We start from the raw sequence: 13,849 nt of genomic DNA, 5'->3' as shown, positions 1-13,849 counted from the left end.
TTCGGGGTCGCCTAGACTCCGCCGGACCGCCCCTCTCACCTGACGGGCCGACCAATACCACACAGGCCGCCGGCCGGCGGCCCGTAAAGGACCCTGGCTGCAGTGAACCTCATCATCCTTCTCCTCCCGATCATCGCGATCGTGCTCATGTTCCGGTCGCAGAAGAAGCGCCAGCAGCAGATGCAGCAGATGCAGACGGCGCTGGAGCCCGGGGCGGGGGTGCGCACCATCGGTGGCCTGTACGCCCAGGTGAAGGCGGTCAACGAGGAGACCGTCGAGCTGGAGATCGCGCCCGGCGTGGTCACCCACTTCACCAAGAGTGCCGTCGCGGCCGTCCTGGACCCCCAGGAGTACGACGCGATCATCAACGGCCGCCCCGCCGAGGACGAGCTGCCCGAGCCGGAGGCCGAGGACGCCGAGCCGGTCGAGGACAAGCCGCTGACGCTGACCAAGGACAGCGCCGAGAAGGGCGATGCCGAGGGCGGGGCTCCCGCGAGCAAGTAGTACGGACGGGCAACCCGCCCGTTCGCGCGGCACAGTGCCGCGAGCCCACAGGACCTCAGGGCCGCAGAACCCCCGTACCCCCGTCCGGAACGATCGCCGGCCGGGGGTACGGCCGGGGAAGTGGCATGGACAGGGAGAAACGAGCAAGGTGGCAACACCCAAGTCGCGCCCGCGCGACGGCTACCCAGGGCGGGCGCTGGCCCTCATCCTGGTCGTCACCGTCGGACTGGTCGCCCTCATGTTCGGGACGGGCACCACCAAGCCCCGGCTCGGGATCGATCTCGCCGGTGGCACCAGCATCACGCTGACCGCGAAGTCGGCCGACCCCAAGGCGCTCAACAAGTCCAACATGGACATCGCCGTGGGGATCATCGAGCGCCGCGTCAACGGCATGGGTGTCTCCGAGGCGGAGGTCCAGACCCAGGGCTCGGACACGATCATCGTGAACATCCCGAAGGGTGGCGACCGGCAGAACGCGGCGGACCAGGTCGGGACCACCGCCAAGCTGTTCTTCCGCCCCGTCCTGGCCGTGGCCCCCAGCGGCGTCACCGCCCCCGAGCCGACCGGCACCCCGTCCGCGGGCGCCACCGGCACCCCGGGCGCGACCCCGTCCGCCGGAGCCACCGCCGCCGCGACCGGCACCCCGTCCGCGGGCGCGAGCGCCACCAAGCAGGGCCGGGCCGCGAGCGAGGCGCTGGCCGCCGAGGGCGCCAGCCCGACGCCCGCCGCCACCGGCGCCGCTCCCGCCGCCACCGGCGCCCCGAGCGCCCAGGCCACCCCGCCGAGCGCCGCCGACCTCGGCAACGCGATGACCCAGGGCACCGTGCCGCCCGAGCTGGCCGCCGCCTTCGCCGCCCTGGACTGCTCCAAGCCCGACGTCCGCGCCGCCCAGACCGGTGCCGAGGACAAGGCCGTCGTCGCCTGCTCGCAGAAGGCCGAGAACGGCTACTACGAGAAGCTGGCCCTCGGCCCCGTCGCCGTGAAGGGCTCGGACGTCTCCAAGGCCCAGGCGACCATCGACACCCAGACCGGCGCCGGCTGGCAGGTGCAGCTCCAGTTCAACGGCACCGGCACCGACGCCTTCGCCAAGGTCACCGGCCAGCTCGCCACCCAGACCCCGCCGACCAACCAGTTCGCCATCGTGCTGGACAACCAGGTGGTCTCCCACCCGCAGGTCAACGGCGCGATCCCGGGCGGCAGCGCCGTCATCACCGGCCGCTTCTCGCAGGCCGAGGCGCAGGACCTCTCCAACGTGCTGAGCTACGGCGCCCTGCCGCTGGAGTTCAGCAAGAGTGACATCACCACCGTCTCCCCGGCGCTCGGCAGCGACCAGCTCAAGGCCGGCCTGATCGCGGGCGCGATCGGCATGGTCCTGGTGGTCGGCTACTCGCTGGTCTACTACCGCGGCCTCGGCCTGGTCTCGATCGCCGGTCTGCTCGTCTCGGCGGCCCTGACCTACTCGATCATGAGCCTGCTCGGCAACGCGATCGGCTTCGCGCTGAACCTGCCGGCGGTCTGCGGGGCGATCGTCGCGATCGGCATCACCGCCGACTCCTTCATCGTGTACTTCGAGCGCATCCGCGACGAGGTCCGCGAGGGCGCCCCGCTGCGCCCGGCGGTCCAGCGGGCCTGGCCGCGCGCCCGGCGCACCATCCTGGTCTCGGACTTCGTGTCCTTCCTCTGCGCCGCCGTGCTCTACGTGGTCTCGGTCGGCAAGGTCCAGGGCTTCGCGTTCACGCTGGGTCTGACCACCGCGCTCGACGTCGTGGTGATCTTCCTCTTCACCAAGCCGCTGATCACGCTGCTGGCCCGCCGCAAGTTCTTCCTGAACGGCCACCCGTGGTCCGGCCTGGACCCGAAGCGGCTGGGCGCCCGCCCGCCGCTGCGCAGCAGCCGTCGCCGTAGCCCCTCCTCTGCCGCCGTGAAGGAGGCCTGACACCGTGTCACGCTTCTCCAACCTGGGCCACCGGCTCTACCAGGGTGAAGTCAGCTTCGACTTCGTCGGACGCCGCAAGCTCTGGTACTCCATCTCCGGCGTGATCGTCCTGGTCGCGGCGATCGGCCTGGCCATGGGCCTGCACCTGGGCATCGAGTTCAAGGGCGGCTCGGTCTACACCGTGTCGAAGCCGGGCCTGACCGTCTCCCAGGCGCAGGACACCGCGGACGGGGTCGTCTCCTCGCACCCGCTGGTGCAGTCGACCGACAACGGCAAGATCCGCATCCAGGTCAGCACCGAGGAGGCGAAGAGCTCCGACGAGATCCGCACCGAGCTCTCCCAGAAGCTCGACGTGCCGCTGGACACCGTCGAGGCCCAGGTGATCGGCCCCAGCTGGGGCCAGCAGATCTCCCAGAAGGCGCTCACCGGCCTGATCGTCTTCATGGTCCTGGTGACGGTCTACCTGGCGATCGCCTTCGAGTGGCGGATGGCGCTGGCCGCCCTGGTGGCCCTCATCCACGACCTCCTGATCACCATCGGGGTGTACGCCCTGGTGGGCTTCGAGGTCACCCCGGGCACGGTGATCGGCTTCCTGACGATCCTCGGGTACTCCCTCTACGACACGGTCGTCGTCTTCGACACCGTGAAGGAGAACACCAAGGGGATCACCAAGCAGAACAAGCTCACCTACAGCGAGGCCGCCAACGCGGGCCTCAACCAGACCCTGGTGCGCTCGCTCAACACCACCGTGGTGGCCCTGCTGCCGGTCGCCGCGCTGCTGTTCATCGGCGGCGGGCTGCTGGGCGCCGGCACCCTGAACGACATCTCGCTCGCGCTGTTCATCGGCCTCGCGGCCGGTGCCTACTCCTCGATCTGCGTCGCCACCCCGCTGCTGGCGCAGCTCAAGGAGGAGCAGCCGGAGATGAAGGCGCTGCGCAAGCGGGTCCTCCAGCACCGGGCCGCGGCCGCCGCCAAGGCCGAGGCCGCGGCGGACGAGGCCCCGGCCGACGACGAGCAGCCCGCGGGTATGGTCGGACAGCGCGGCCGGTCGGCCGGGACCACCCGCACCAAGGGCCGTCCGTCCACCAAGCGCTGACCCGACGCCCCACCCGACCGCTAAGGACCCCACCGTGACCACCGCCGACACCGCACTGGCCGAGCTGCTGGACAGCCGCATCCGGGACGTCCCGGACTACCCGAAGCCGGGTGTGCTGTTCAAGGACATCGCGCCGCTGCTCGCCGACGCCGAGGCCTTCGGCGCCCTCACCCGGGCGCTCGCGGACCGGGCGAAGGAGCTCGGTGCGACCAAGGTGGTGGGCCTGGAGGCGCGCGGCTTCGTGCTGGCGGCCCCGGCGGCCTTCGCGGCCGGGCTCGGCTTCGTGCCGATCCGCAAGCAGGGCAAGCTGCCCGGCGAGGTGTTCCGGCGCTCGTACGAGCTGGAGTACGGCTCGGCGACGCTGGAGGTGCAGTGCGACGCCTTCGCGCCCGGCGAGCGGGTGCTGGTGGTCGACGACGTGCTGGCCACCGGCGGCACCATCGGCGCCTCGCTGGACCTGGTCAAGGAGGCCGGCGCCGAGCTGGTGGGCGTCGTGGTGCTGATGGAGCTGGGCTTCCTGGACGGCCGCGAGCGGCTGGCCGGGCACCTGGGCGGCGCTCCGCTGGAGACGCTGGTCACGGTCTGAGGGGTCCGCGGGAACCTCCGGGAGGACGGCGGTCGGGCATCCGGCCGCCGTCCTCGCGTTTCCCGGCCCGGCCGGATGAACACCCCGGCGCCCGGCTCGGTACCATGAAGATTCATCCCCTTCCGGTTGCCCCGGACCGTTCGGGCCTCGGCAGGGGTCGGCCCCGGTGCCCCGAGGAGTAGTCCTTGCCCGACGAGGTTGTGCCCACGGCCGCAGCGGCCACCCCCGAAGAACGTCCCACGCCCTCGGGGGCCACCCCGGCACGCCCGGCGCCGACCTCCTCGCGTTCGCTCGGCCCCTCCGGCCGCGGTTCCACCGGCGGCATGCGGGCGCGGCTGGCCCGCCTGGGCGGCCAGCGCTCCAGCGTGCTCAACCCCGTCCTGGAGCCGTTGTTCCGCTCGATCCGGGCCAACGACCCCAAGGCCGACCCGGCGCTGCTGCGCGACATAGAGAAGGCCTACGCGGTCGCCGAGAAGTGGCACCGCGGGCAGAAGCGCAAGAGCGGCGACCCGTACATCACCCACCCGCTGGCCGTCGCGACGATCCTGGCCGAGCTCGGCATGGACGCCCCGACGCTGATGGCCGGGCTGCTGCACGACACCGTCGAGGACACCGACTACGGCCTGGAGACCCTGCGCAAGGACTTCGGCGACTCGGTGGCGCTGCTGGTGGACGGCGTCACCAAGCTGGACCGGGTCAAGTTCGGCGAGGCCGCGCAGGCCGAGACCGTCCGCAAGATGGTCGTGGCGATGGCCAAGGACCCGCGGGTCCTGGTGATCAAGCTGGCCGACCGCCTGCACAACATGCGCACGATGCGCTACCTCAAGCGGGAGAAGCAGGAGAAGAAGGCCCGCGAGACGCTGGAGATCTACGCCCCGCTGGCGCACCGCCTGGGCATGAACACCATCAAGTGGGAGCTGGAGGACCTCGCCTTCGCGATCCTCTACCCCAAGATGTACGACGAGATCGTCCGGCTGGTCGCCGAGCGCGCCCCCAAGCGGGACGAGTACCTGGCGACCGTCATCGACCAGGTCCAGGCGGACCTGCGCGGCGCCCGGATCACCGCCTCCGTCACCGGCCGGCCGAAGCACTACTACTCGGTCTACCAGAAGATGATCGTCCGGGGCCGGGACTTCGCCGAGATCTACGACCTGGTGGGCATCCGGGTCCTGGTCGACACCGTCCGCGACTGCTACGCGGCGCTGGGCACCATCCACGCGCGGTGGAACCCGGTGCCGGGGCGGTTCAAGGACTACATCGCGATGCCCAAGTTCAACATGTACCAGTCGCTGCACACCACGGTGATCGGTCCCGGGGGCAAGCCCGTCGAGCTCCAGATCCGCACCTTCGACATGCACCGGCGGGCCGAGTACGGCATCGCCGCGCACTGGAAGTACAAGCAGCGCGCGGTGGCCGGGGCCTCCAAGGTCCGCACCGACACCCCGACCCAGGTGCGCAAGGACGACAAGGCCGGCGCCGTCAACGAGATGGCCTGGCTGCGGCAGCTGCTGGACTGGCAGAAGGAGACCGCCGACCCGGGCGAGTTCCTGGAGTCGCTGCGCTTCGACCTGGCCAGCAACGAGGTCTTCGTCTTCACCCCCAAGGGCGACGTGATAGCCCTGCCGGCCGGGGCGACCCCGGTCGACTTCGCCTTCGCGGTGCACACCGAGGTCGGCTACCGGACGATAGGCGCCCGGGTCAACGGGCGGCTGGTGCCGCTGGAGTCGACCCTGGAGAACGGCGACACCGTCGAGGTGTTCACCTCGAAGGCGGAGAACGCCGGCCCGTCCCGGGACTGGCTGGGCTTCGTCAAGTCGCCGCGCGCCCGCAACAAGATCCGCGCCTGGTTCTCCAAGGAGCGCCGCGAGGAGGCGATCGAGCACGGCAAGGAGGCGATCGTCCGGGCGATGCGCAAGCAGGGCCTGCCGATCCAGCGGATCCTGACCGGCGACTCGCTGGTCACCCTGGCCCACGAGATGCGCTACCCCGACATCTCCTCGCTCTACGCCGCGATCGGCGAGGGCCACGTCGCCGCGCCGAACATCGTGCAGAAGCTGGTCCAGGCGCTCGGCGGCGAGGAGGGCGCGACCGAGGACCTGGCGGAGACCGCCACCCCGACCCACGACAACCGCCGCGCGGTGCGCCGCCGGGCCAAGGGCGACCCGGGCGTGATCGTCAAGGGCGTCGAGGACGTCTGGGTCAAGCTGTCCCGCTGCTGCACCCCCGTCCCGGGCGACCCGATCGTCGGCTTCGTGACCCGCGGCAACGGCGTCTCGGTGCACCGCGCCGACTGCGTCAACGTGGAGGCGCTGAACCAGCAGCCGGAGCGCATGATCGACGTCGAGTGGGCCGCCACCCAGTCCTCGGTCTTCCTGGTGGCCATCCAGGTCGAGGCGCTGGACCGCTCCCGGCTGCTCTCGGACGTCACCCGGGTGCTCTCCGACCAGCACGTCAACATCCTGTCGGCGGCGGTGCAGACCTCCCGGGACCGGGTGGCGATGAGCCGCTTCACCTTCGAGATGGGCGACCCGAAGCACCTGGGCCACGTGCTCAAGGCGGTGCGCGGCGTCGAGGGCGTGTACGACGTGTACCGCGTCACCTCCGCCCGCAAGTAGCGGCCGCGGGAACGCGGAAGGCCCCCGGGAGCACTCCCGGGGGCCTTCGCCGTTCAGCGCGTCGAGGAGGTCAGCCGCTGAACTCCTCCTGGCTGCGGTGCGCCTGCTCCAGCAGGGTCCGCACGCCGGCCAGCTCGGACTCCAGCTTGGCGGCCTTGGCGGTGTTGCCGGCCGCGCGGGCCCGGTCCAGGTCGCCCTGGATCTTGTCGGCCTTCGCCTGGAAGAGGCCCACCATGCCGGCCGCACGGGCCTTGGCCTCCGGGTTGGAGCGCTTCCACTCGGCGTCCTCGGCCTCGCGGACGGCCCGCTCGACCGCGTTCAGCCGGCCGTCCAGCTTCGGACGGACCTCGCGCGGCACGTGCCCGATCGCCTCCCAGCGCTCGTTGATCTCGCGCAGCGCGGCCTTGGCGGCCTTCAGGTCGGTGATCGGCAGGATCGCCTCGGCCTCGGCGGCCAGCGCCTCCTTGAGCTTCTGGTTCTCCACCTGCTCGGCGTCCCGCTCGCTGAACACCGCGGAGCGGGCCTGGAAGAAGACGTCCTGGGCGCCGCGGAACCGCGCCCACAGCTCGTCCTCGACGTCCCGCTGCGCCCGGCCGGCGGCCTTCCAGCGCGCCATCAGGTCGCGGTAGGCGGCCGCGGTGCTGCCCCACTCCGTGGACGAGGACAGCGCCTCGGCCTCGGAGACCAGCGCCTCCTTGGTCTGCCGGGCCCGCTCGCGCTCGGCGTCCAGGGTGGCGAAGTGCGCCTTGCGGTGCTTCGAGAAGACCGAGCGGGCGTGCGAGAAGCGGTGCCACAGCTCGTCGTCGCTCTTGCGGTCCAGCCGCGGCAGGCCCTTCCAGGTCTCCACCAGGGCGCGCAGCCGGTCCCCGGCCTCCCGCCACTGGGTGGACCCGGCGAGCTGCTCGGCCTCGGAGACCAGCGCCTCCTTGGCCGCGCGGGCCTCCTCCTGGGCCTTGGCGCGAGCCGCCTTGCGCTCCTCGCGCCGGCTCTCGATCTCACCGGTGAGCGTGTCCAGCCGCTTGGCCAGGCCCGCCAGGTCGCCGACCGCGTGCCCCTCGACGACCTGGGCGCGCAGGTGCTCCAGCGCGGCCAGGGCGTCCTTGGCGGCCAGGTCGGTGGTGCGCACCCGCTTCTCCAGCAGGCCGATCTCCACCTCGATGCCCTGGTACTTGCGCTCGAAGTAGGCGAGGGCCTCCTCGGGCGAGCCGGCCTGCCAGGAACCGACGACGCGTTCGCCGTCGGCCGTCCTGACGTAGACCGTGCCCTGCTCGTCCACACGGCCCCACGGGTCGCTGCTCATAGCGCGTCCTCCACATGACGTCGCGCCCGCGCCTGGGCGGCGCGCGTCCGTCGTCCACAGTTGATGTGCGACGGACCGAAAGATCCGCCGTCCCCGTCCGCCGTGCCTTGCTGCCGAGGGTGACGGCCAGGCGGGTGCGGGCACCCTATACAACGCCAACATAGGCGACCAGGCCCGGTGCTGTCCGCATCCGGGCCGGGCGATTTCGGTCCGGGGCCGTGCGGGGGCGGCGCGCAGGCTGCCCGCCGACGGCCCCGGAGTCGGTCAACCCTTCGACACCGTAACGGAGTTGAAGGTGACGTCGGCCATCGGGTGGCCGTCCGGCGAGCCCTCCAGGGTGCCCGCGGCGGCGATCTTCTGCACCACGTCCAGGCCACCGGTGATCTTGCCGAAGGGGGTGTAGTTCGGGGGCAGCTTGGTGTCCTTGTAGACCAGGAAGAACTGGCTGCCGTTGGTGCCCGGGCCGGAGTTGGCCATCGCCACGGTGCCGGCCGGGTACGTCGCGCCGGCCAGGTTCTCGTCCGCGAACTTGTAGCCGGGGCCGCCGGTGCCGCCCGGGACGGTCGCGCTGGCGGTCGGGTCGCCGCACTGGAGGACGAAGATGCCGTCGGTGGTGAGGCGGTGGCACTTGGTGTGGTCGAAGTACTGCTCGCCGGCCAGGAAGGCGAAGGAGTTCACGGTGTGCGGGGCCTTGGCCGCGTCCAGCGCGATCGTCACCTTGCCGCAGTTGCTGTCCAGCGTCATGGCGTACGCGCCGGCCGGGTCGATCGTCATCGGCGGCTCGGCCGGCCACTGCTTGCCGTTGGGCGCGCCCGGTGCCGGGGCGGCGCAGCCCTCGACCGGCTTGCGGGTCGGAGTGGTCGGCTCCTCCGTGCCGGTCGGTGCGGCCTGGGCACTCTTCGCGGCCGAGGCCTTGGTGTCGGCCTTGTCGTCCGAGCTGAACGCGCCGGTGGCGACCAGGGTGCCACCGCCGGCGAGCACCACCACCGCGACCGCGGCGCCCAGGATCGTGTTGCGCCGCCTGCGCGCGGCCGCGGCCGCGGCCCGGCGCTCCATCTGGCGCTCGTACTTCTCTCGGGCGAGCTGCCGCCGCCGCTGTTCGCTGCTGACCACCGGCCGTGTCTCCTACGGATGTGCGGGAAAAGTGGATGGATTCCGGAGCGGATCATCGCATCCCTCGGCGGCCAAGTGTAGGGACCGGGCCCGTAAGAACGTGGTGAACCTGCCAGGCCGCGGCGCTCCGCCACCCCTATCTGGTTCGCAACCGGACCCGCAGCGCCGGTAGGCTGCCGTTACACCACTTGACTTCCGTCCCCGTCGCCACCGACCGCACCCCGAAGGACGCGCGTGTTCATCGCCGGATTCCCCGCTGGAGCCTGGGGCACCAACTGCTACCTGGTCGCCCCGGCGGCGGGCGAGGAGTGCGTCATCGTCGACCCGGGCCACCAGGCGGCCCGCGGCGTCGAGGAGATGGTCCGCGAGCACCGGCTGAAGCCCGTCGCCGTGCTGCTCACCCACGGCCACATCGACCACGTGGCCTCGGTCGTCCCGGTCTGCGGCGCCCGCGGCGTCCCGGCCTGGATCCACCCCGAGGACCGGTACATGATGTCCGACCCGGAGCGGGCGCTCGGCCGCTCCCTGGGCACCCAGCTGATGGGCGAGCTCACCGTCGGCGAGCCCGACGACGTGCGCGAGCTCGCCGACGGCAGCGTGCTGGAGCTGGCCGGCCTGGAGCTCACCGTGGACCACGCCCCGGGCCATACCGGGGGGTCGGTGACCTTCCGGACGCCCGGTGCCGAGGACCTCCCCCCGGTGCTGTTCTCGGGCGACCTGCTGTTCGCCGGCTCCATCGGGCGTACCGACCTCCCGGGCGGGGACAGCGAAGCCATCATGCGCTCGCTGGCCCGGGTGTGCCTGCCCCTCGACGATTCCACCGTGGTCCTCTCCGGCCACGGCGGTCAGACCACCATCGGCCGCGAGCGCGCCACCAACCCCTACCTCCGACAGGCAGCGGGGGCGGCCGGCGCCCCGGCTTTCCCGCGACGAGGAATGTGACGGAAGAGAAGTTGAGCACCTTCACCGCCCCCAAGGGCACCTACGACCTGCTGCCCCCCAGCTCCGCGACCTTCCTGGCGATCCGCGAGCGCATCGCCGCGCCCGCCCGCCGGGCCGGTTACGGCTACGTCGAGACCCCGGTCTTCGAGGACGTGAAGCTGTTCTCCCGCGGTGTCGGCGAGTCCACCGACATCGTCACCAAGGAGATGTACAACCTCACCACCAAGGGCGGCGACGAGCTCGCGCTGCGCCCGGAGGGCACCGCCTCGGTGCTGCGCGCCGCGCTCCAGGCCAACCTGCACAAGCAGGGCAACCTGCCGGTCAAGCTCTGGTACTCCGGTTCGTACTACCGCTACGAGCGCGCCCAGAAGGGCCGTTACCGCCAGTTCTCCCAGGTCGGCGCCGAGGCGATCGGGGCCGAGGACCCGGCGCTGGACGCCGAGCTGATCATCCTGGCCGACGACGCCTTCCGCTCGCTGGGCCTGAGCGACTACTCGCTGCTCCTCAACAGCCTCGGCGACAAGGAGTGCCGCCCGGTCTACCGCGCCGCGCTGGTCGAGTTCCTCTCCGGCCTGGACCTGGACGAGGAGACCCGCCGCCGCGCCGGGATCAACCCGCTGCGCGTCCTCGACGACAAGCGGGAGGCCGTGCAGGCCCAGCTGGTCGACGCCCCGAAGCTGCGCGACTTCCTCTGCGAGGCCTGCAAGGCGTACGACGAGAAGGTCCGCGACCTGCTCACCGCGGCCGGCGTGGCCTTCGTCGACGACCCCAAGCTGGTGCGCGGCCTGGACTACTACACCCGCACCACCTTCGAGTTCGTGCACAACGGCCTCGGCGCCCAGTCCGCGATCGGCGGCGGCGGCCGCTACGACGGCCTGTCCGAGATGATCGGCGGCCCGGCGCTGCCCTCCGTCGGCTGGGCGCTCGGCGTGGACCGCACCTTCCTCGCGCTGGAGGCCGAGGGCGTCGTCCTCGACCTGCCGGCCGCCACCTCCGTCTACGCCGTCGCGCTGGGCGAGGAGGCCAAGAACACCCTGTTCGCCAAGGTGGTCGAGCTGCGCCGGGCCGGCGTGGCCACCGACCTCGCCTTCGGCGTCAAGAGCATCAAGAACGCCATGAAGTCCGCCGACCGGTCCGGCGCCCGCTTCGCCCTGATCGCCGGGGACCGGGACCTCGCCGAGGGCGTCGTCCAGCTCAAGGACCTGAGCACCGGCGAGCAGAGCCCCGTCGCCCTCGACGCACTCGTCACCACCCTGAAGGAGAAGCAGCTGTGATCCGCACGCACGACGCGGGCACGCTCCGCCCGGAGCACGCAGGCACCACCGTCACCCTGGCCGGCTGGGTCGCCCGCCGCCGCGACCACGGCGGCGTCGCCTTCATCGACCTGCGCGACGCCTCCGGCACCGTGCAGATCGTGGTCCGCGACCTCGACTCGGTGCACGGCCTGCGCGCCGAGTACTGCGTCAAGGTCGTCGGTGACGTCCGCGTCCGCCCCGAGGGCAACGAGAACCCGGACATCCCGACCGGCGCCGTCGAGGTCGTGGTCAGCGCGATCGAGGTGCTCTCCGAGGCCGCCCCGCTGCCCTTCCCGGTCGCCGAGTACGAGCCGGGCACGGTCAACGAGGAGGTCCGGCTGCGCTACCGCTACCTGGACCTGCGCCGCGAGGGCCCGGCCAAGGGCCTGCGCCTGCGCTCCAAGGTCAACAACATCATCCGCCGGGTGATGGAGGAGAACGACTACCTCGACATCGAGACGCCGTACCTCACCCGCTCCACCCCCGAGGGCGCCCGCGACTTCCTCGTCCCGGTCCGCCTCCAGCCCGGCCACTGGTACGCCCTGCCGCAGTCGCCCCAGCTGTTCAAGCAGCTGCTGATGGTGGCCGGCATGGAGCGCTACTACCAGATCGCCCGCTGCTTCCGCGACGAGGACTTCCGCGCCGACCGCCAGCCGGAGTTCACCCAGCTGGACATCGAGGCCTCCTTCGTCGACCAGGAGGACGTCCTGGCCCTCGGCGAGAAGATCGTCGGCGCCATCTGGCGCGAGGTGCACGGCTACGAGATCCCGAACCCGCTGCCGCGGATGACCTACGCGGACGCCATGGGCCGCTACGGCTCCGACAAGCCGGACGTCCGCTTCGGCCAGGAGCTCACCGACCTGACCGAGTACTTCAAGGGCACCGAGTTCCGCGTCTTCCAGGCCCCGTACGTCGGCGCCGTGGTCATGCCCGGCGGCGCCTCGCAGCCGCGCAAGCAGCTGGACGCCTGGCAGGACTGGGCCAAGGCGCGCGGTGCCCGCGGCCTGGCCTACGTCCTCATCGACGCCGAGACCGGCGAGCTGCGCGGCCCCGTCGCCAAGAACCTCTCCGAGGAGCACCTGGCCGGCCTCGCCGCCGCGGCCGGTGCCTCGAACGGCGACGCGATCTTCTTCGCGGCCGGCAAGCAGCGCGCCTCCCAGGAGCTGCTCGGCGCCGCCCGCCTGGAGATCGGCCGCCGCTGCGGGCTGATCGACGAGTCCCAGTGGGCCTTCCTCTGGGTCGTCGACTTCCCGATGTTCGAGCCGATCGAGGACGACAAGGGCCAGTTCCAGGGCTGGCACGCGGTGCACCACCCCTTCACCGCCCCGACCGCGGAGTCGCTGGACACCTTCGACACCGACCCGGGCTCGGCCCTGTCCAACGCCTACGACCTCGTCCTCAACGGCTCGGAGCTGGGCGGCGGTTCGATCCGTATCCACCAGCGCGAGGTGCAGAAGCGGGCGTTCGACGCGATCGGCCTCTCCGAGGAGGAGGCGGCCTCGCAGTTCGGCTTCCTGCTGGACGCCTTCAACTACGGCCCGCCGCCGCACGGTGGTGTCGCCTTCGGCCTGGACCGGATCGTGACGCTGCTCGGCGGGTACGACACCATCCGGGACGTCATCGCCTTCCCGAAGACGTCCACCGGCGGCGACCCGCTGACCGGCGCGCCGACCCCGATCACGCCGGCGCAGCGCCGCGAGGCCGGCGTGGACGCCCAGCCCAAGGTCCGCGAGGACGCCAAGGGCGAGGCCCAGCCCAAGGCCTGACGCCGCGTCATCCGCTAACCTGCAACGGCCCCGGACGGCCCACCAGCCGTCCGGGGCCGGTCCACAACGGTGTGTGACACAGGGAGGGTTGACTTTGCAGGTCACAACGAGAGTCGAACGTCCGCAGGACGCGCCGGCGACCAGACGCGTGCACATGGCCGCGTTCCCCGGCCCGGACGAGGCGGACCTGGTGGACGCGCTGCGCCGCGACCCGGCCTGGCTGCCCGGCCTGTCCGTGGTCGCGGTGGACGACACCGGGCTGGTGATCGGGCACGCGCTGCTGACCCGGCTGCGGGTCGGCGACGGCAAGGGGCTGGCGCTCGCGCCGGTCGCGGTGGCGCCCGAGTGGCAGCGCCGGGGCGTCGGCGAGCTGGTCGTCCGGGCGGTGCTGGCGGCGGCCGAGGAGGCGGGCGAGAAGCTCGTGATCGTCCTCGGCGATCCGGAGTACTACGGACGGTTCGGCTTCGCGCCGGCCGGACGGCACGAGGTGACCGGCCCGTTCGAGGTGCCGGAGGCGTACTTCCAGGCGCTGCCGCTGGCGGCGTACGACGGCGCCCCGCGCGGGCTCTGTCGCTACCCCGAGCCCTTCGTCGCCGTCTAGCGCGCGTCCGGGGCGTCCGTTCCCCGTTCCCCGTTCCCCTCGGGCACCTCTCCCCAGGGCCGGTCCACGAGACCGGCCCCGGTCGCCGCGGCCAC

The 13,849-nt window shown here is 72.0% G+C and carries 11 protein-coding genes; 9 read left to right on the top strand and 2 right to left on the bottom strand.

Annotation, left to right across the window (positions count from 1 at the left end; all coding sequences use genetic code 11):
* The first annotated feature begins 102 nt into the window (after positions 1-102).
* From yajC to ACH5AR_RS18280, 5 genes are all read left to right on the top strand, one after another.
* Positions 103-504: a preprotein translocase subunit YajC gene (gene yajC, locus ACH5AR_RS18300; protein ID WP_396302448.1), complete on the top strand. Its 402-nt coding sequence runs from the start codon at positions 103-105 to the stop codon at positions 502-504.
* A gap of 148 nt (positions 505-652) precedes the next feature.
* Positions 653-2,440, top strand: a complete 1,788-nt coding sequence (gene secD, locus ACH5AR_RS18295) for a protein translocase subunit SecD (RefSeq protein WP_396302447.1) — start codon at positions 653-655, stop codon at positions 2,438-2,440.
* A 4-nt stretch (positions 2,441-2,444) separates the two neighbouring features.
* Positions 2,445-3,536 carry a protein translocase subunit SecF gene (gene secF, locus ACH5AR_RS18290; protein WP_396302446.1) on the top strand — a complete coding sequence of 364 codons (1,092 nt, stop codon included), beginning with the start codon at positions 2,445-2,447 and terminating at the stop codon, positions 3,534-3,536.
* 34 nt (positions 3,537-3,570) lie between these two features.
* Complete coding sequence (locus ACH5AR_RS18285; protein WP_396302445.1) at positions 3,571-4,122, top strand: adenine phosphoribosyltransferase; 552 nt, start codon at positions 3,571-3,573, stop codon at positions 4,120-4,122.
* A gap of 185 nt (positions 4,123-4,307) precedes the next feature.
* On the top strand, positions 4,308-6,737 hold the full coding sequence (locus ACH5AR_RS18280; protein WP_396302444.1) for a RelA/SpoT family protein: 2,430 nt from the start codon (positions 4,308-4,310) through the stop codon (positions 6,735-6,737).
* Positions 6,738-6,807: 70 nt separating this feature from the next.
* Here ACH5AR_RS18280 and ACH5AR_RS18275 read toward each other — a convergent pair whose 3' ends face one another.
* Positions 6,808-8,037, bottom strand: coding sequence for a DUF349 domain-containing protein (locus ACH5AR_RS18275; protein WP_396302443.1), 1,230 nt, complete (start codon positions 8,035-8,037; stop codon positions 6,808-6,810).
* 264 nt (positions 8,038-8,301) lie between these two features.
* Positions 8,302-9,150, bottom strand: coding sequence for a peptidylprolyl isomerase (locus ACH5AR_RS18270; RefSeq protein ID WP_396302442.1), 849 nt, complete (start codon positions 9,148-9,150; stop codon positions 8,302-8,304).
* Positions 9,151-9,384: 234 nt separating this feature from the next.
* Between ACH5AR_RS18270 and ACH5AR_RS18265 the strand changes: the two genes are divergently transcribed.
* The 4 genes from ACH5AR_RS18265 (at position 9,385) to ACH5AR_RS18250 (ending at position 13,754) form a co-directional block, all read left to right on the top strand.
* A complete protein-coding gene (locus ACH5AR_RS18265) occupies positions 9,385-10,092 on the top strand; it encodes an MBL fold metallo-hydrolase (RefSeq protein WP_396302441.1) in 708 nt (235 codons plus the stop codon).
* An 11-nt stretch (positions 10,093-10,103) separates the two neighbouring features.
* Positions 10,104-11,366 carry a histidine--tRNA ligase gene (gene hisS / locus ACH5AR_RS18260; protein WP_396302440.1) on the top strand — a complete coding sequence of 421 codons (1,263 nt, stop codon included), beginning with the start codon at positions 10,104-10,106 and terminating at the stop codon, positions 11,364-11,366.
* Positions 11,363-13,153 (top strand): aspartate--tRNA ligase, encoded by a 1,791-nt coding sequence (gene aspS / locus ACH5AR_RS18255; RefSeq protein WP_396302439.1) that lies wholly within the window; start codon positions 11,363-11,365, stop codon positions 13,151-13,153. The genes hisS and aspS overlap by 4 nt, the downstream gene beginning before the upstream one ends.
* A gap of 73 nt (positions 13,154-13,226) precedes the next feature.
* Positions 13,227-13,754, top strand: coding sequence for a GNAT family N-acetyltransferase (locus tag ACH5AR_RS18250; RefSeq protein WP_396302438.1), 528 nt, complete (start codon positions 13,227-13,229; stop codon positions 13,752-13,754).
* Positions 13,755-13,849 lie beyond the last annotated feature (95 nt).

The organism is Kitasatospora sp. NPDC018619, assembly GCF_044391605.1.
Classification (GTDB): Bacteria; Actinomycetota; Actinomycetes; order Streptomycetales; family Streptomycetaceae; genus Kitasatospora.
This window is presented reverse-complemented; position numbering and strand designations above follow the sequence as displayed.